The organism is Ignavibacteria bacterium, from assembly GCA_016707005.1.
Taxonomy (GTDB): domain Bacteria; phylum Bacteroidota; class Ignavibacteria; order Kapaibacteriales; family Kapaibacteriaceae; genus UBA10438.
Window position 1 is genome coordinate 235130 of record JADJIQ010000002.1, and the last position, 18388, is coordinate 253517.

Genomic DNA, 18388 nt, shown 5'->3' on the forward strand with positions numbered 1-18388 from the left:
GAGCCTTTGCTTGTGGCTAAGTTTGTGAAGAATAAGGGGCTTTCGTATGTTTGCCGTCCATATCCACATGGTGCAAGCACCGTACTGGGTACGCAAATAAGTGCGGAGTATTGTATCGTTGACCACGAGGCCGCGTTGAACGTAACGAAAGCCGACATCGTCGATAAGATCGCCAGCGAGACCGGGCTCACAAAGCTCGAGACCAAGGCGGTTGTGGATGGATTTCTTTTGAGCATCATTGATGCTCTCGCCGAAGGCAATCGTATCGAGTTACGAGGGTTCGGTGTCTTCAGCGTGAAGAGCAGAAAACCCCGCATGGCTCGCAACCCTCGTACCGGAGATCCGGTGCCCCTTGAAGAACGGTTCATCCCGGCATTCAAGGTGAGCTCCGAATTCCAGGAAAAGGTACATGGCAAGCTGCGTGCAGACAGTCCGAGTACACCCACCACGTGATGTATAAGGTTGTTGCACTTGCGGTTGCCATCGTTGCACTTGCAGGTGGCGGATCGTATGCCGTAACGCGGTATCGGATCTCGCAGGACATTGAAAAAGGAAAGGGGCTTGCCCAGGAGCGAGCAGCGGAACGGGATCGTCAGCAGAGTGCCGTAACGCGACAGAAGACCATGACAGATCTGCTGACCACGCTTGAGGATTCTCTTCAGCGTCGGCCATTAGACAGCATGTTGTTGATCTCATCGGCCAACATCAGCTACGATCTTGGACAATTCGACAAGGCAGTTACGTATTACAAGCGTTTCCTTGATAACGTAGAACCGTCAAACGCGGCAATTCGCATCGACTATGCGTATTCGCTGTATCAAACGGGACAACGTGATGAAGGGAAGTCGGTCTTAGCAGACGTAATACGCAAAGAACCACGCAACCAGGTGGCGATGTTGAATCTCGCAGTGATGTATGCACAAGAGAGAAACTTCGACGACGCGCTCACATGGTTCAAACGGTGCAGGGATGCAGACCCCTCATCGGAGCTGGGAAAACGAGCTGTCTTGGCGATCACTCAATTGGAAACGAACACTTAACAACGAAACGAATTTCTCACTGTTACCGACGAGGTTCACATGCCATGCGGAAAGAAGCGCAAGCGCCATAAAATGGCCACTCACAAGCGCAAGAAGCGGCTTCGCAAGAATCGCCATAAGAAGAAGAGCAGGTAAATAAGAGAGGGCGCCTTTGGCGCCCTCTTTTCGTTTGTTTCGCATATGGTAGACCGATGTTCATAGGTATCCTCGCCGCTTGCGGCACCTTGTTCTCGTGGTCGTTCGGGACGTTATCGTTCTTGAACGCATCCCGTCGCATAGATCCGGGCCTGCTCAACCGCACGCGCCTGCTGCTCGCCGTGGGTGCAACACTCATCCTTGCGTGCTTCACCATGCAGGTGTGGCCGTGGGCATTGATCACGGAGTCCGGACCCGGTCAGTGGCTCTGGCTTGGGATCAGCGGCATTGTTGGATTGTCCATCGGTGACCTCTTTGGATTCACCTCCTTGCGCATCCTTGGTGCCCGACGTCAGAGTGTTGTTGGCACTTCCGCTCCGGCGGCCGCAGCTATTGCCGCCTATTTTCTTCTCGGTGAATCGCTCACCATCACCGACATCATCGGCATGACGTTGTCCATCGTTGGTGTGATGTATGCCATGAGCGCTATCGAAGAACGCTCTGAGGTTTCGCGTGAAGGGTATGGGACATTCACCACCGGCGTTCTCCTTGCCATTGGCGGCGCTGTGTGTCAAGGCGCCGGACTCGTCCTTGCCAAGATCGGACTTCAATCAGACGGCGGCAACGTCTCCCCGTTCCACGCAACCTTCATGCGCATGAGCGTCGGCTTTGCAGCCACGTACGTCCTCGACATCATTCGTCGCGCACCACATCGCCCCCTACGAGAAGCATTCGTCGATAAAAAGGGGGCTCGCGCGATGTATGCCGGCACCCTCTTTGGTCCGATCATCGGCGTCACATGCTCCCTCATCGCCGCAGCTCACCTCGATGTAGCCGTTGCGCAAACGATCTTCTCCCTCGTCCCATTTGTCGTGATGGCCATCACAACCGTCATCCACAAAGAACCACTGCACTGGCGCTCAGTGTTGGGCGCAGCTATTGCGGTGATTGGAGTGGTAATCCTTGTAGCCATGTGAGGTTACGAGGTTACGGGGTTACGGGGTTACTCATGACACTGATGATGAGTAACACTGTAACCTCGTAACCCCGTAACCGAGTAACTGAGTAACTGCGTAACTAGTAACTAGTCTTCTTCTTCTTCTATCGCATCCAAACAATCGGACCAGAAAGCCCCTTCTGTAAGGGCGGCTGGATCGATGCGTTCTACTGCGCGTTCGAAGGTTTCGATGATGGTATCTACGTCATCACCGGTGTCGGCTTCCATGGCGCGCCATGCTTCGAGGCAGAGAAGGAAGTGGCCGATGGAGCTGTTGACGAATTGTTGGGCGTAGTAGCCCCATTCTTTATCGAGCATGACAACGACACCGTCTGCGCGTTCATCAAGGCAGATGGCATCACCGAATGCGTTCTGTGCGATGCGCCAGAAGGAGCCGAAGAACTCGTCGCTTGCATCTTCGTCGTCCTCAGGGATGTCCATGAGCGAAAGAAGGCGAACGGGAGATTCATCGAAGGAGAGTTCCGGTTCTGCAACAGCTGGAAGTCCGGCATTGTTGAGAACATCAAGCGTTGATGTTGGCACAAGCATATCGGCAGTATCGTTTTTCGATACCAAACGCAGCTGTCCCCCATTCCATGACCTGGCGAGTACCGATCCAGGCGGCAAGGCCTGCGGCTGCACGTCAACCATCAGCGCACGCAGGAACAACGCCGATGTAAGCGTCATGTGTGCGAGATAGACCGTGTCGATATGTGCTTCGTTGTCCGGATCCGTCTCCAAGGCATCGGCAGCTTCATCGCGCACATTTGCCAAGAGATCGAGTTGTTCATCAGTGAGTTTGCCAAGCGCATCCGGATCTTCAAGAAGGTCCGGGAGGCCGAGGGAGGAGAGGGTAGGGTGCATGTGCGAAGTTACGCAAACAAGAAACGACGCAGTGACGTAGTGACCAAATGACCTCGTCATCCCGAGCGGAGTCGAGGGACCTTCGTCACCCCGAGCGGAGTCGAGGGACCTTCGTCATCCCGAGCCGAGTCGAGGGACCTTCGTCACCCCGAGCGGAGTCGAGGGACCTATCAAGACTATGACGGTATGACATTATGACGTTGCTCACAGCGTCACGTTTGGATGTGCTGAGAGCACGAAGGAGGTATGAAACCTCCATTCATTCTGACCATAGCTGGACCCAACGGCGTTGGAAAGACAACCTTTGCCCGCCACTACCTTCCGGGGATACCAGACTGTGAAGAATATGTAAATGCCGATGAGATCGCACTCTCGCTTTTAGATACCCATGAAGAACATCGGGCTTTGATCGCGGGGAGACTCACTATTGAACGTGTCAATGAGCTTGTCGCAACGAAAACATGCTTTGCCCTCGAATCCACATTGTCGGGCAGATCGTATGCACAGCATATCGTGCGGTGGCGGAATCTGGGATACCATGTTAAGATCATTCTCTTATGGGTGGGTAACCTCAGAGAATCTCTTGACCGAGTTGAAGCACGAGTTCTGCAAGGAGGACACTCTATCCCAGATGCAGTGCAGAGAAGACGGTTCGAAAGGAGTTATCGAAATTTTTCCGAGCTTTACTGTAGGATCTGTAATGAATGGACAGGCTACGAGGCACAACAAACCCCTCCAAGGGCCATTCGAACTGGACAAGGGGATGTCACTTTATGACGCCTTATTGTGCAACAATGCTGAAACTCGTTGGAGCGCTGCTGCCATGGTCCGAGCTAGTGCTGAAGCACGGGACGTTGCCAGAAGAACTTCGACATGGATTGTCACGGTGATTGACGGCGAGGTTCGTCGCCTAGATCCGGATTCTCCTCTACTTCCAGACCTTACCGAGCTTCTGGACCTTGCAGATAGTGTGGAGCGAGAACGTTTCAGCCGCTAGCCTCTTCGCCTCTTCGCCTCTTCGCCCTTTCGCCTCTTCGCCCCCTAGAACAATCCCGAGATAACGCCATCGGCATCGATATCGATACGTTCGGCGGCAGGTGTGTCCGGGAGTCCGGGCATGCGCATCATATCGCCCATGATGGGAATGAGGAAGCCGGCGCCGCGGGCGATCTCGATCTCGCGCACAACGGCTTCGAACCCACGGGGTGCACCGCGTAAGGTGGCATTATCAGAGAGCGACTTTTGTGTCTTTGCCATACAGATCGGCAGATGCTGGAGATCGAGTTTGCTGATCGTAGCAAGTGCTTCCTTGGCCTTGGCTGTAAAGCGCACGGTGCCGGCGCCGTAGATCTTTGTGGCGATGATGGTGATCTTCTCTTCAACGGGCAGACGCCAGTCGTAAAGGGGCGTGAAGTGGTTTGTGGTCTGACGTCCAAAGTCCGTCGATGGCCTGCCGTCTGCAACGTTTGCAACCACGGTAGCAAGTTGTTCTGCACCGGCTCCGCCCTTGCCCCACACGTCTGCTACAACACAATACGCCCCCTTCGATGCACAGAACTCTTCTACGAGTTTGATCTCGTCCGGTGTGTCGTGCAAGAAGTAGTTGAGGGCAACAACGGGTGTGAGACCGAAGAGCTTTACGTTGTCGATGTGACGTTCTAGGTTGACCATCCCGGCCTTGACAGCTGAAAGGTTTGGCTGGCCAACGTCCTTGACCTTCACACCGCCTTGATAGCGGAGTGCGCGGATGGTTGCAACAAGAACCACGGTGGCAGGAGAAAGTCCGGCATAACGACACTTGATGTCGAGGAACTTCTCACCGCCAAGATCGAAACCGAAGCCAGCTTCGGTAACAACGTAGTCAGCGAGAGAAAGCCCCATCTTCGTTGCAAGAACGGTATTGGTGCCTTGGGCGATGTTAGCGAACGGACCTCCATGCAGGATAGCCGGTGTTCCGTCGATGGTCTGCACAAGGTTTGGTTTGAGTGCATCCTTCAACAACGCGGCCATTGCACCGTGGGCATTGAGGTCACGCGCCAGCACTGGTGTTCCGTCGACCTTGTAGCCGACAAGGATATTGCCGAGTCGTTCCTTGAGATCGGTGATGTCGTTGGCAAGACAGAGAATGGCCATCACTTCGGATGCTGCTGTGATGTCGAACCCGGCTTGACGTGGGATACCGTTCTTTGTACCACCGAGACCAACCACTACGTCGCGCAACGATCGATCGTTCATATCCATCACACGCTTCCATGTAACAGTGCGTGCGTCGATTCCGATATTTCGCGTTGAGTTCTGCAAGGAGTTGTCGATCAATGCAGCCAAAAGATTATGCGCCTTCTCAACAGCGTTGAAGTCGCCCGTGAAGTGCAGGTTGATATCCTCCATCGGCAGCACCTGCGAATATCCCCCGCCTGTTGCGCCACCCTTGATACCAAAGACCGGACCCAGCGATGGCTCACGAAGAACAACGATGGTCTTCTTGCCCACGCGATTGAGTCCTTCAGCCAACCCGATACTCACCGTTGTCTTCCCCTCCCCTGCCGGCGTTGGTGAGATGGCCGAAACCAAAATGAGCTTCGACGTCTTCACCTTCTCCGGATCGATGAGGGAAAGGGGCAGTTTGGCCTTGTATCGGCCATAGAGATCAAGCGACTCAGCATCAAGTCCAAGTTTGGTTGCGATCTCTGCAATGGGGCGAATGGTTGCCGCTTGGGCGATGGAGATATCGGACATAGTTGCGGAGTTACGGAGTTACGGGGTTACGGGGTTACGGGGTTACGGGGTTACGGGGTTACGTTAAACCCCATCTCGTCCGGAACAAAATTGCGTCAAGCATCATGTTTGCGAGCATGACAAATGTCATGGAGGGGGCTTTGCATGATGTGGGCACAAACGTAAAACGTGAGCACCATCCTGGGATGATGCTCACGTTCTGTTGTCTTTTTCGTGACGCGTTTGATAGCGCCGAGAGTTTACTTGGCGATGGAGACCGAGCGACGTTCGCGGATAACGGTGACCTTGATCTGACCTGGATATTCCATTTCCGACTCGATACGAACGGCGATATCGTTCGCGAGTTGGTCGGCGCGCAAGTCATCGATACGATCGGGTTCGATCATAACACGAACTTCACGTCCGGCTTGGATAGCATAGGTCTTGGTCACACCGTCGAACGATGTAGCGATCTCTTCGAGTTGCTGCAGACGCTTGATGTAGTTCTCGAGCGACTCGCGGCGGGCACCCGGACGGGCGCCGCTGATGGAGTCGGCCGATTGTACAAGCACGGCGATCGGAGATTCCATCTCGATATCGTCGTGGTGAGCACCAACGGCGTTCACAACAAGCGGATGCTCCTTGTACTTCTTCACAAGTTCCATGCCCAGCAAGGCGTGCGGACCTTCGATCTCGCGATCGATACACTTGCCAATGTCGTGCAAGAGGCCGGCGCGTTTTGCCAGGTTCACGTCAAGACCAAGTTCGTTGGCCATGATGGCTGTGAGGAAGCCTACTTCGATCGAGTGGGCAAGCAGGTTCTGACCATACGACGAACGGTACTTCATCTTACCGATGTAGCGCACCATTTCCGGGTGGATGTTGTGGATGCCGAGTTCCATGAGGGCGTTCTCGCCAACACGGACCATTTCTTCTTCGAGTTCCTTGCGAACCTTGTCCACTACTTCTTCGATACGCGCCGGGTGGATACGACCATCACCCATGAGGCGTTCGAGAGCCGTGCGGGCCACTTCGCGGCGGAACGGATCGAAGCCGGAGATGACCACTGCTTCCGGTGTATCGTCGATGATAAGGTCGATGCCCGTTGCAGCTTCAAAGGCGCGGATGTTGCGACCTTCGCGGCCGATGATACGCCCCTTCATCTCTTCGGACTGAAGGTTGACAACGGATACCGTTGACTCAACGCAGTGATCCGACGCCGTGCGCTGGATGGCCATGAGCACGATACGCTGGGCTTCCTTGCGGGCATTGAGTTTTGCTTCGTCGCGAACGTCCTTTACGAGCTGGGCACCAGAGGCCTTCGCTTCGTTGACCATGTTGTCCACGAGGAACTTCTTGGCATCCTCGCGGCTCATGCCCGTGATGCGCTCGAGGCGCATGTTCTGCTCTTCGAGGAGAACGTCGATCTCCTTCGTCTTTCCGTCGATCTGCTGAGCCTTCTTCGTGACCTCAGCTTCCAGAGATGCAACCTGCTTCTCCTTCTTCGTGATCACTTCGAGCTTCTGATCGATACCTTCTTCGCGCTTACGGATCTCTTTTTCGAGGGCACGGAGCTTGGCGTCCTTTGCATCACGGTCGGCTTCTGCCTTGCGCTTGAGCTCACGGAACTTGTCGTCTGCCTCGTCGATCTTCGTTCTCTTGATGCCTTCACCCTTTTTCTCGGCATCGTCGATAATAATCTTTGCGCGTGATTCAGCTTCGGCGATGGCAGCGGCGGCCATCTTCTTCCCGCTGAGATAGGTGATCAGGAATCCGACGAGGGCAACGAGTGCCCCTACGCCGATCCCCATTATCGTTGGGTCCATGCAAACTCCTTCTCCGTCATAAACCGACGGTGCACCCGCGTGCTGCCTCGCGAGTGTTCAGTAAATAAAGAGCCGCATCCCACTACCCCGGGTAAACCCGGTTTGTTTTCGGTTGGGCAAAGAACCAGTCGTCCCGCACTGTGGGTATCATCCTGACCACCGCTGACGTCCACCGAATGGTTGCGGCCGAAACCGCCCCGGCGCCACTGGCTTTCCGGACCATTTCCGTCCCAAAGGACGGGTGAGGCCTGCCATGGATGATCAGAGCCTAATTCCCTGGTTGAAAAAACTTGTATGGTTCTTTTTCAAGCGTGCGACAACGGTAGCGGAATGCGGCTAAGCGTTCCACCCGTTACGGCATGCGAAAGAGGGAGTTACGGAAGGGGTTGGCGCCAGGCGCGCTCCAGATACTGCGTCATCTTCTCAAGTTCATCGGTCACAAACTGGACGTCCTTCGAACTCTGGTCCTGCACATCGAGGTATCGCTCCGCAATGTTCAGGGCGGCGAGGACGGTCAATGTAGGTGTCGATTGCTCCCGCAGCGTTTGCTGCAAATGTTGAACCTGAAGGTTGACTTCGCGTACTGATCTCTTGATCTTCTCTTCATCGTTTCCGCGAAGAGTAAGGTCTTTTCCACCAATCGTGACTCTGATCGCTTTCGACATGATGTGTCGGGGTAAAGTGATTCGTTGTCGAACCGTAAGTTAGGAAATCCCGAGCAATTGCGCCACGCGGTCTGCCACATTGTCCAAGCGCGCTGCCAGGGCCGTAAGTTCTTCTTCTGTCATCAGTTGCCGTACTGCTTCCCCCTCAACAGGGCTCTGAGCCACGGGAGCAGTGAACAGCGTCATCTGGTCCTTGAGATCCGGATCCTCGATATGTCGCAATCCGGCCGCCCGGTAGGTATTGACGATGGTCATGGCCCGCTCAAGCTGCTGACGGAGGTCTTGGATCTCTTCCTCGAGTTCGGCGATCCGGGCCTTGGATTCGTCATAGGTTGATGCCGCAAGCTCCAGCTCACTCAGTCGTGCCTCGAGTGCCTCACGCTCCAGGGAGTGACGATGGACGTCACCAAAGGAATCGTGGAGCTCATTAAGCTGCTTCTCTCTGGCACTCAGTTCGTTCTTTACATCAGCAAGCTGCTCCTTGTTGACGGCATTATCTGCCAAATGGAGGTGCGCCTCTTGAAGCTGATGTTCTGTCTCTGCCAACGCGGCCTGCATCTGGGTGATCTCTGCGTCGCGCTGCTGAATCAGCTCGGTGCGACGTTTGAGTTCGTCGGTCTGGAGTTCCATGGTCTCACGGGCCGACTTCAACTCGTCCTCTGCCCTATCGATGTTGCGTCTCATCTCCTCGAGCTCGGCCTCGGCATTCATCGTCTCAGATTCATTGATCGTTGTTTCTGCCGAAGGAATTGCCGCAACCTGATCCTCAAGCGAAGTGATCCGGAGCAAAAGATCATCCACGCGGTTCTGCAATTCCTGTTCGGATCTGCGGAGCGCCTGGTTTTGCGCGTTGACCATTGTGTTCTCTTGTCGCAGGGTGACGATCACATCTGCGCTCTTGCGAACGATCTCCCAGAACCGCGCAACCGCTACCTCGATCTCTGCCTTTGTTGAGGGGGCTGATGCTGCCTGGGGTTCCGGTGTGAACATTGCCTCGGGCTGGTGCTCGGGACGTTCTTCCGGTTGTGGCTGTGTGCTCATATGATCACTCTACCGTTTCGCCGCGAACACGGGCACCTAATGCCTGCTTCGCTGCGTTGATGATGGATTCCACTGCACTGTCTACATCGGCATCGACCAACGTCCGCTCGTCAGACCGGAAGGTCATCCCGATCCCGATGCTCTTCACCCCTTCTCCCATGGCCTTATCTCGGTACACGTCAAACACTCCAACATCCCTGAGGAGTAGGGGGCTTGCTGTACGTACTACATCAATGATCCGTCCGGCAGAGAGATCGTCTTGAACGATCAAGGCTAGGTCTCTCCTCACCGACGGGAATTGTCCAACGGCACGGTACTTGGGCTGCACGATCGGCACTGCTCGCAGGTCGATCACCGCCGCTGACACTGTCCGCTCGATATCGTGCTTCATCGCAAGCTCCGGACTCACCTCGCCGGCATACCCAATCACTACCCCACCAAGACGCAGCTCCACAACGTTATCGGTGAAGTAAGGGCGAGGCCCCGCCTCGCCCGTTTCACGGATGGACACATCAATAGGGATGCTCTCGATCTTCGGTGCCAGCACATGCAGCTCCCCTACCAGATCATAGAGATCAAGGGTACGGGGCTTATCACTCCAATGCGGATCGGTCTGTCCAACGAGCATCAGCGTGAGCACTTCTTGTTGCTGCACACCGAATTCAGTGTTGGTGTTCTTCGTGAATTGTGAGCCGATCTCCATCAACCGCACGGTCTGTTGTCCGTGACGGAGATTGCGCGATGCCACGCGAAGCAATGATGGGATCACCGACGACCGCAAGGCGGAGAAGTCGCGTCCAAGGGCATTCTTTAGCGTGACCTGGTCAGCCCCTTCATCGGGACCGGTGAGGACGTTGGTCACACAGTCATAATACCCACGTGCAACCAACATCGTACGCACTTGATCGCGCAGACGTCTGCCATGTGCGCCGCCGGCGCGCAGGTGCGATGGCATACGTGCGGTATCGAGCGCGACGTAGGCCATGGTGCTCGACGGGATGTTGTCGATCCCATAGAGTCTCATCACTTCTTCGGCAAGATCCGCTTCGATGGTGATATCTGCCCGCCATGTAGGGGGGATGAAACGTGCCTCGACCCTCCCTTCGGCAGGGCAGGCTTCGCTCGGCATGACGGGAAGGCACCCTACACCCACGAGCATACGTGTGATCGTTTCATCATTCATCGTGATATCAATGAGTGATCTGATATGATCATAGGAGATCGAGATCGGTTCTCGTTCCGGAGGTGGAGCGCCAACTTCGATGCGGGGTCCGGGAGAGCCCCCTGCCAACTCACACAACAGCTGAACGGCACGATCGGCAGCGGTGCGAACACCGGCCGGATCTACGCCACGCTCAAAGCGGTATGAGGCATCGGTGCTCAGTCCATGGGACTTGGCAGTGCGACGGATGGACGACGGATCGAAGTAGGCGGACTCGATCACCACGGCTGTGGTGGAGTCATCTACTTCCGTGTTCTGTCCGCCCATCACACCGGCAATAGCAGCCGGACGTTGTCCATCGCAGATCATGAGCATCGATGGAGTGAGTGTGCGTTCCTTGCCATCGAGGGTGATGAACGTTGTTTCGTTCGCTGCAGCCCGTCGAACAACGATCGTGTTGTCCGTGATCTTCGTTGCGTCAAATGCATGAAGGGGCTGCCCCATCTCCATGTTGACGTAGTTCGTTACATCCACAATCACGTTACGAGGTCGGAGTCCAAGGGAGGTAAGACGATCCTTTAGCCACTGCGGACTCTCGATCGGACGCACATTCGTAACCACATGTCCGATATAGTGCGGACAGAGGTCCGGATCTTCTACGCGGATGGTGAGAGGTACGTCACCTCGAGCGGAGTCGAGAGGGCGAGCCTCGATCCTCCCTTCGGCAGGACAGGCTTCGCTCGGCATGACGTTTGGATCGATATGGACAGCAATGTAGGCGGCGAGATCTCTCGCGATCCCCACGTGTGACAAGCAATCCGCCCTATTCGGCGTGATCGCCACGTCATAGACCACATCATCGATACCAAGTGCAGAGGCAAGGGGCGTTCCCGGCGGTGCGTCGGTAGACAGCACCCAGATACCATCGTGGTCTTCGCCCAGGCCAAGTTCTGCTTGGGAGCAGATCATCCCTTCCGACGTAACCCCGCGAAGAGGTCGAGATTCAATGATGAAGTCGGCCGTAGGAACCTTTGCCCCCACCAGTGCAACCGGCACGGTTTGTCCGGCAGCAACATTGGGCGCACCACACACAATGGTTCGGGGAGTGCCATCACCCACATCCACCGTACAGACCGACAGTTTATCCGCCTTTGGGTGTTTCTCTTTTGTGAGCACGTGGCCTACGACAAAACCACGGAGCGTGGCAGCCATATTCTGAATGTCTTCCACTTCCAGACCCAGGTCAGTAAGGACAGACGAAACCCTTTCCGGGCTCCACATTGCAGGGTCCAGCGTAACGAATTCTTCAAGCCAACGTTGCGATATCTTCATCTAACCCAGATTCTCCTAAGACAAGGAGCAAAGATATATCTGTCAAGGGGCTAGGCGTGTCCGTAGTTATGCACAATGAATAGCGAATAGCGAATAGCGAATAGCGAATAGCGACTAGAGAATAGCGAATAGCGAATAGAGAATAGCGAATAGAGAACAGCGAATAGCGAATAGCGAATGTCATAACTGTCATAACGTCATAACTGTCATAACCTCTTGCTACCACATTGGGATTGCGTACGTAAGTCCAAACGCCGTGCTTTCCCAGGCAGGGATGATCACAACGGAGACCGATCCGAGGTGGGTATCCACCACGATTCTTGGTGAGAGAACGGGGGTAAGGACTGGCCCGGATTGAGCGTGAGCGGCAAGGAGGCCGCCAAAGAGTCCGATCTTGAGGAATTCCGAGGCAAAGAACTCGGGTGCAATGGTGAAGAGAATGCCCCCACCGGCATAGACTGCCAAGTCCGACATGGAATATTGGTAGCCCCCTGCCTCAACAAACCACGGGTTTCGGTCTGATGAGAGGCGATATTGAGAAAAGAAACCGGGGTTGAATTCATTGTAGGTGTCCGGTTCAAACGGATGAATGGAGCCGATACTTGCTCCAACGAACCACTGCTTACGATGTCCGCCGGGGCGCAGGGGATCGATCATGGCTGAGTCAAAGGGGCTAAACCCAACGCCCAATCGGCACCACGTTTGGGGTCCGGCAAACACAGCTCTATAGCTTTTTGCAGGGGGCTCATTTTCCACCATGGGCCGTGTGGACTCTATATGATCGTACCCCGCGCCGAGGTGCAGACTCCATTGGTCAGTAAGCTTGTAGGAGAGATCAAGCATAGCGCCAAACGTCCAGGTTGGATTAGCATAGGAGACCACAACAGTATCAAACTCATAATCGAGCTCGCTGCGTCGGTGAGTGATGTTTGCACCACCGATCGTTCCCAGGATAGAGAGACGTGTGCGGTCAAGGGTAAACGTCCAGCCAAGAACCCCCGTTAATGTTGTCAGCGTTGACGCCCCATCCACCTCTTCAAACACCCACCCACTTGCGCCCGTGTTAGACTCCACGCGTGTGGGTATGGCAAGAGACGATGCTATGCGAAACCCAACAGTTGGACCATTCAAGCTCCAATACACTTCACTTCCCAGTTGTGCGTTGAGAGATTCGTTTGTGGTGCTTGCTCCGCCCCCTATCACAAGTGTTGGTTGTGCATAGATGGCAGTTGAACTAACAAGCAGTAGTATTGAGCAGAGGGTTATCGTATGCTTCATGGTGATTTCCGACGCAATCTCGTCACAATGCTTGTATTGGCATGTGCAGTTTCTGCATGTGGTCCACTCGCCACCGGACCACTCCAAACAGGCGGGTATGCAGACCGTATCGAACTTCGCAATTATGCAGAGAGAGCAAGGGGCTACTCACTCAATGATGATGAGCCACTTGATGGGTTGATAGTGATTGGTAGTCAGCATGCATACTCCGACGGCTCTTTTCTGAGTTGGATCGATGTTGGAATGGTCAACGATAAGGGATTCATCCAGCCAGTATCGGCACGACTACAAAACAATTCGTATAGCCTGTTTCGTCGAAGCGGTTCTGGCACAGTTTCGTTTGTTGGAGTTATAGACATCAATCAGCCGAGGAACTCATTGTTGATGTGGTGGGGGTCGGACACTGTGGAGCTGCAATGGAATCAGATCTTGGAGTCGGATATTGGGAACCTAACACCAACGTTCTTTCAATCGCCCGACACAAGCCGTCCGCTCAGTCTTGCTATGTCGGGTAGGAAGGTAGACAGCGTAGAGCTATTCTATATAGACATCCTCAATGACCGCGACATATCCCCCATCCGCTATGCTTCACTCCACCCCGATACCGACCCCTTCATCTTCTCCAACGAGAATTTTCCCGACGTACTCCCACTAAGAACCCACATCGTGCTAACACGATCCTACTACCACGTGATCATTGCCCCCAACGGCAAACGTATAGGAGTGCTTCAGGACGTTGACCATATGTTTACGATAGAGTGGTAATTGCCGATAATTCGAATAATCTTCGTATACTTGTAATCCTCATCGCGGGGTGGAGCAATTGGTAGCTCGTCGGGCTCATAACCCGAAGGTTGTAGGTTCAAGTCCTGCCCCCGCTACTCCCAGAAAACTTAAGCCCTTGTAACTCATGTTGTTACGAGGGCTTTTGCTTTTCAGGTGACGGTACAGGTGACGGTTTTTAACTTCATGTCTTAGTTTCTCGCTTGGAGTTACCAAGTATCACGTTCTACCATTGAAGGGTGTTTGACTTGTCATCATCAATATGCGTTCACATCCGAGCAAGCAACGTTTATCAATGAGTTTGCCCCTGCCCTTCCCAAACGTTGGGCGTACAATATTGAAATCCTGATTACTCAAGCAAGCACAGTCATCGATATAGAGAAAATTTATGAAGTGCTACTTGCCAGCAAATCAAAGGTATTACGAGGGTTGATTAACTTTCCTGAGATACATTCGCTTGGGCAATACATTGATCATTCAGGATCCGCATTGGTAATCACATCCCAGCACGATGGTGAGGGAATGGTAGTTCGCCACCTTGATTTCGTTGGCAGTTCGCCGCGCGACTGGGTACTAAGCGCTGTAAAAAATGCCGAGACAATTCTGGAGCTTATCGAAAGGCTCGTGGTTATTTGCCAGAGTGAAACCGATGCCATACGATCGGACGATGTAGAAAGACGGCACAAACTGGTGCCACCACTCGATGTTCAGAATCCAATAGCAGACATCATCCGGCCACACGTGGATATGTATTTCAGAAATATGTCGGCGGAGCAAGTAGTTGCAGTCTTTCAAGAGCGCAAGGGAACACTAACGATGCATGCCGAATCCATACTGACGATTGCGTGTATCCTGGAGGCAATTCGGGAGGGTCTTGATTTATCAACAAAAGATATTTCATCAGTTAAAGTATCGGATCTCTTGAATCGTGAAGTTCCATGGACAAGTACAAATGGCACAAACAAACTTGCGGCAAACATTAGAACTGCGCGACAGGAAAGTGAGAGGAATGCAGCTCAACTCGCCATGCATAATAGTGTCAAAGAACGGTTGTTTAATTATAGAAACGGCAAGTGACATGGTTGTCACTCAATAAATGAAGTTGTTCATGAGAACGCGAAGTAAACTTCGTTCAGAGTTTGAATTGAAGCCCTTCGCACGTTCATTTTCGAATTTCGCTATGCTATAGCCTTCAGGAGCTTTGTGGGAGTCAACCACATCTCAATCGAGGCAACATGTCTTCGTTCTCGCAAGGCCAGCTGCGACACATACAAGACGTCATCATCGACGTACTTCGCAAAGAACTGCGGTTTCTCATTCCGCAATATCTCGAACACACACGCAATCAGCGTGTCCTTCCGGACCCCGAGACCGACCCATTGATTTCGCGTGCACTCGCAGCACGGATCCTCGGCGTCTCGATCCAGACGGTGTCTAAAATGATCAAGGCGAAGAGGCTCCCCTGTATAAAAGTTCAAAGGAGAACCTTGATACGGAAATCGGACATCAACAAGCTCCTCGAGAATGACGATGCGAAACTCGACGGGGGACATCAATGATCCGCGAAAAGCAATTGTATGGTCAAAAGGAAACTTGTCCTTGTGATCTAAAAAAGAAATCGTTCACTCCCCTGCTGGATGTATATGGCAAACCAACCGGGGGCGGCAAATGCCAGAGCATCGCGTGCGGTCAGAAGTTCTATCCACCGCAAGGTGCCGTTACAAAGACTAAAGACGCTAATGGTCCAATCATAGGGACACGTCAACACGTGTATCATAGGCTGACTGGCGAGCCGCACATGCAGATCACAGTCACCAAGCAGTCCAACGGTGACAAGCGGGCCTTTGCAGCTCACTGGAGTGGTGCGGAGTGGGTGAAGGGCGTCGAGGGCATCGAGCGAATCCTCTATAACCTTCCGGAAGTGGCCGAACGCGTCAGTCTCGGTGGCACGATCACCGTTGTGGAAGGTGAGAAGGATGCTGACACGCTAAACGGAATCGGTATTACCACTACTACGAATCCATTTGGTGCGGGCAAGTGGCTTGACCCGATGTCGGAAGTTCTGACAGGTGCACGAGTAGCCATCATACCAGACCTGGATGAAGCTGGGACAAAGCACGCAGCGATGGTCAAGACGTCACTCAATAATGCGGGCGTTGCTTCTGTTGGCATTCTCAACCTTCGTTCACTCATGCCGGACCTCCCTGACAAATCAGACGTGAGTGATTACCTCGAAAGAGGTGGAGACCCGGAGGTACTCAGGAGAGCGATCGAAGCGGCGTGCGTTGACGTAGAACCGAACAATGAGGACTCGATAGTTCATACGGTGCCAACAATCGATGCGACCGCACTTCCACCAACATTTGCGGATCTCCTGGGCTCAATCGAGGATGATCGCCAACGTATTGCTCTGCTTATGGCAGCGCTCACCGTGATCGGGGCCATTCTCCCAGGAGTTCGGACACAGTACTTCGGTCAATGGTACTCCCCTGCCCTTTATCTATTCGTTGTAGGTCCACCTGGTTCCGGGAAGGGGTCGATCGGACCCGCGGAACTCCTTATCAGTAGCATCGATGACGTTATACGAAGAGAATCGATCGAAGATTTGAAGGCGTACAAGAAAGAGTACGCCTTCTGGAAAATGAAGGGGTTAAAAGCAGGACTACCACCACCGGACAAACCAGATCGTAAGATGCTGTTGGTTCCTGCAGATTCTACGGGGCCTGTGCTGATACGAGCCATATGTACGAATCCCTGCGTGCTAACGTTCGATACAGAAGCTGATAGCCTACAATCAGCATTTCGTGTTGAGACCGGTGACGCCGGACCAGCCGCCAGGAAGGCCTGGCAAGGTGAGCGTGTATCGCAAGCTCGTGTTGCTGATGACTTATTGGTTTCGACTGACCGACCGCATTTCAGCATGGTACTATCAGGAACCCCGGACCAGATTCCGGTTCTTGTGAAGCATGTAGCCACGGGGCTAACGTCCAGAATCGGCTTTATCGAATTCCCTGAACAAACCTCGTTCAGAGATCCGTTCAAGACAGGGCGAGACCGAGCAGTCGAAGTAGCTAAGTCGATGAGACATGAGATCTGCAATCTCTGGCGTTTCGTCCGTGGGCATGCCGATGAGGTCGGGTTCTCGGTTGAACTAGCAGAGCAACAACAACAATGGCTCTATGAGCACTATAAGAAGCGATTCGAGGATAAGATCGAAGGGGCTGACCAGGGCACCACACTGAGATCCGGAATCGTTGCTGTGCGCATCATGACTGTGCTCACCGTTGTTCGAGGCTGGTTTACGCACCATCACCTTGATCCAGTAATGACGGTCAACGATGATGACTTCAAGATTGGATTGGAACTCGCAGAGTACCTTCGCTTAGGCACAGACTCAATCATCAATCGACTCTCTGCACACACCTCATTCAAGACGCTGCCAAACACTAAACGGAAGAGTCAGGTGTGGTTCGACCAGCTGCCCGCTGAATTCACAACCCAGGATGCCTTGGATGTGGGCATGAAGGTTGGAATCAAAAGGGCCTCTGTCTTCAGCATGCTCAAACAAACCGACGACATTGAGCACCTTGCTCATGGTCGGTATCGTAAACGGAAAGCTCCTCACGCACGAGGTCCATGAACCGTGGACTTTGGACTATTGGACTGATGGGCCATTGTCCAAAGTCCAGAAGTCCAATGATCCAAGGTTTCAATGCCCGCACTGATCTAAGTCCTTGACAATAATGACAGTCAATTGGCCTCTAATGACGCACTGCCAGCGTTAGAACGTCGGGATTACATCATGATGTTGAGGCATTCCGCGTTCGTATGCGCCACATCGCCATAATCCGTCGCAATTCGTTCTCGTATCTACGATACAGTTGTTTGCAACCGATTACTTCCATCCAACCACTATCACGTAAGAGCTTAACATGTCAACAACTCAAACCAACCGCAACACAGACACACGCAACGACGAATCAGAGCAGCACGTTCTAACGTCACGCGAGTTCACCATGATACTTCGCAAGGCTGGCTACAATCACGCTGAGATGGCACGACACCTTGGTCGGTCACGATCGTACGTGAGCAACATCGCCAACGGCATGCGAACAATGACATTGCGTCACGCCACCGAACTTCGAGAATTTCTCGGCGAATCGCTCTACCGTACTGCTCTCGCACTCGTACGCAAAGAACAGACGGAGCGTGACCGCACTGTCGCTGAGCAACGGCAACGGGAAATAGAGCGTCGCCGAACGGAGTTACAAGAAGAAGCCAGGCAGCAAGAAGAGAGACGGCGTTTACGTGAGGAAGAACTCCGTGCCGAACTTGAGAGTAGCGGAGACAACGAGTCGTCGTCCGCTGGTTAACCAGCCGACACAAAGTTAATCGGTCGCTCATGGTCGCATATGGGCGGCCGATTGGTTTGTAACTATGTACTGTCTGTCTTTCGCTCAATGGACGGGCGTGCGCTATGGGAACCGGCACAAGCGAAAAGTCTTGCGTCTGTGTCAGCATGTGGGTGAACATGCCGAGAAGTACGTGAA

The 18388-nt window shown here is 53.6% G+C and carries 15 protein-coding genes and 1 tRNA gene; 9 read left to right on the forward strand and 7 right to left on the reverse strand.

Going from position 1 to position 18388, the window contains the following annotated elements; genetic code table 11:
• Positions 1-135: 135 nt before the first annotated feature.
• The 3 genes from IPI29_03950 (at position 136) to IPI29_03960 (ending at position 2152) form a co-directional block, all read left to right on the forward strand.
• A complete protein-coding gene (locus IPI29_03950; protein ID MBK7411690.1) occupies positions 136-453 on the forward strand; it encodes an integration host factor subunit beta in 318 nt (105 codons plus the stop codon).
• Positions 450-1040: a tetratricopeptide repeat protein gene (locus IPI29_03955; protein MBK7411691.1), complete on the forward strand. Its 591-nt coding sequence runs from the start codon at positions 450-452 to the stop codon at positions 1038-1040. Before IPI29_03950 ends, IPI29_03955 begins: the two co-directional genes overlap by 4 nt.
• Positions 1041-1231: 191 nt before the next feature.
• Positions 1232-2152 (forward strand): DMT family transporter, encoded by a 921-nt coding sequence (locus IPI29_03960; GenBank protein MBK7411692.1) that lies wholly within the window; start codon positions 1232-1234, stop codon positions 2150-2152.
• Positions 2153-2259: 107 nt separating this feature from the next.
• Here IPI29_03960 and IPI29_03965 read toward each other — a convergent pair whose 3' ends face one another.
• The 7 genes from IPI29_03965 to IPI29_03995 form a co-directional block, all read right to left on the reverse strand.
• A complete protein-coding gene (locus IPI29_03965; protein ID MBK7411693.1) occupies positions 2260-3036 on the reverse strand; it encodes an SUKH-4 family immunity protein in 777 nt (258 codons plus the stop codon).
• Positions 3037-4077: 1041 nt separating this feature from the next.
• Positions 4078-5772 carry a formate--tetrahydrofolate ligase gene (locus IPI29_03970; protein MBK7411694.1) on the reverse strand — a complete coding sequence of 565 codons (1695 nt, stop codon included), beginning with the start codon at positions 5770-5772 and terminating at the stop codon, positions 4078-4080.
• A gap of 239 nt (positions 5773-6011) precedes the next feature.
• Positions 6012-7577, reverse strand: a complete 1566-nt coding sequence (gene rny / locus IPI29_03975) for a ribonuclease Y (protein ID MBK7411695.1) — start codon at positions 7575-7577, stop codon at positions 6012-6014.
• Positions 7578-7951: 374 nt separating this feature from the next.
• The gene (locus IPI29_03980; protein MBK7411696.1) at positions 7952-8242 is read right to left on the reverse strand and encodes a cell division protein ZapA; all 291 of its coding nucleotides are present in this window, start codon (positions 8240-8242) and stop codon (positions 7952-7954) included.
• Between the two features lie 39 nt (positions 8243-8281).
• Positions 8282-9283: a hypothetical protein gene (locus IPI29_03985; protein MBK7411697.1), complete on the reverse strand. Its 1002-nt coding sequence runs from the start codon at positions 9281-9283 to the stop codon at positions 8282-8284.
• 4 nt (positions 9284-9287) lie between these two features.
• On the reverse strand, positions 9288-11777 hold the full coding sequence (locus IPI29_03990) for a phenylalanine--tRNA ligase subunit beta (GenBank protein ID MBK7411698.1): 2490 nt from the start codon (positions 11775-11777) through the stop codon (positions 9288-9290).
• Positions 11778-11996: 219 nt separating this feature from the next.
• The gene (locus IPI29_03995) at positions 11997-13055 is read right to left on the reverse strand and encodes a TonB-dependent receptor (protein MBK7411699.1); all 1059 of its coding nucleotides are present in this window, start codon (positions 13053-13055) and stop codon (positions 11997-11999) included.
• Here IPI29_03995 and IPI29_04000 point away from each other — a divergent pair.
• The 6 genes from IPI29_04000 to IPI29_04025 all read left to right on the forward strand — a co-directional run bounded on the left by IPI29_04000 (position 13047) and on the right by IPI29_04025 (position 18211).
• Complete coding sequence (locus IPI29_04000; GenBank protein MBK7411700.1) at positions 13047-13820, forward strand: hypothetical protein; 774 nt, start codon at positions 13047-13049, stop codon at positions 13818-13820. The two genes, IPI29_03995 and IPI29_04000, sit on opposite strands and share 9 nt — an antisense overlap.
• Before the next feature lie 43 nt (positions 13821-13863).
• A tRNA-Met gene (locus IPI29_04005) sits at positions 13864-13936 on the forward strand.
• Positions 13937-14081: 145 nt separating this feature from the next.
• Entirely contained in the window at positions 14082-14915 is an 834-nt protein-coding gene (locus IPI29_04010) for a hypothetical protein (GenBank protein ID MBK7411701.1), read from the forward strand.
• 158 nt (positions 14916-15073) lie between these two features.
• Complete coding sequence (locus IPI29_04015; protein ID MBK7411702.1) at positions 15074-15397, forward strand: helix-turn-helix domain-containing protein; 324 nt, start codon at positions 15074-15076, stop codon at positions 15395-15397.
• Positions 15398-15636: 239 nt separating this feature from the next.
• On the forward strand, positions 15637-17478 hold the full coding sequence (locus tag IPI29_04020; GenBank protein ID MBK7411703.1) for a DUF3987 domain-containing protein: 1842 nt from the start codon (positions 15637-15639) through the stop codon (positions 17476-17478).
• Between the two features lie 292 nt (positions 17479-17770).
• The gene (locus IPI29_04025; GenBank protein MBK7411704.1) at positions 17771-18211 is read left to right on the forward strand and encodes a helix-turn-helix transcriptional regulator; all 441 of its coding nucleotides are present in this window, start codon (positions 17771-17773) and stop codon (positions 18209-18211) included.
• Positions 18212-18388: the final 177 nt, after the last annotated feature.

Excerpts from the sequence above, each read along its gene's own strand:
- IPI29_04000 (MBK7411700.1), top strand. The coding sequence starts at position 13,047 with ATGCTTCATGGTGATTTCCGACGCAATCTCGTCACAATGCTTGTATTG.
- IPI29_03960 (MBK7411692.1), top strand. The coding sequence starts at position 1,232 with ATGTTCATAGGTATCCTCGCCGCTTGCGGCACCTTGTTCTCGTGGTCG.
- IPI29_03965 (MBK7411693.1), bottom strand. The coding sequence starts at position 3,036 with ATGCACCCTACCCTCTCCTCCCTCGGCCTCCCGGACCTTCTTGAAGAT.
- IPI29_03980 (MBK7411696.1), bottom strand. The coding sequence starts at position 8,242 with ATGTCGAAAGCGATCAGAGTCACGATTGGTGGAAAAGACCTTACTCTT.
- IPI29_03990 (MBK7411698.1), bottom strand. The coding sequence starts at position 11,777 with ATGAAGATATCGCAACGTTGGCTTGAAGAATTCGTTACGCTGGACCCT.
- IPI29_03995 (MBK7411699.1), bottom strand. The coding sequence starts at position 13,055 with ATGAAGCATACGATAACCCTCTGCTCAATACTACTGCTTGTTAGTTCA.
- IPI29_03970 (MBK7411694.1), bottom strand. The coding sequence starts at position 5,772 with ATGTCCGATATCTCCATCGCCCAAGCGGCAACCATTCGCCCCATTGCA.
- IPI29_04020 (MBK7411703.1), top strand. The coding sequence starts at position 15,637 with ATGCAGATCACAGTCACCAAGCAGTCCAACGGTGACAAGCGGGCCTTT.
- IPI29_03985 (MBK7411697.1), bottom strand. The coding sequence starts at position 9,283 with ATGAGCACACAGCCACAACCGGAAGAACGTCCCGAGCACCAGCCCGAG.
- IPI29_04015 (MBK7411702.1), top strand. The coding sequence starts at position 15,074 with ATGTCTTCGTTCTCGCAAGGCCAGCTGCGACACATACAAGACGTCATC.
- IPI29_04025 (MBK7411704.1), top strand. The coding sequence starts at position 17,771 with ATGTCAACAACTCAAACCAACCGCAACACAGACACACGCAACGACGAA.
- rny (MBK7411695.1), bottom strand. The coding sequence starts at position 7,577 with ATGGACCCAACGATAATGGGGATCGGCGTAGGGGCACTCGTTGCCCTC.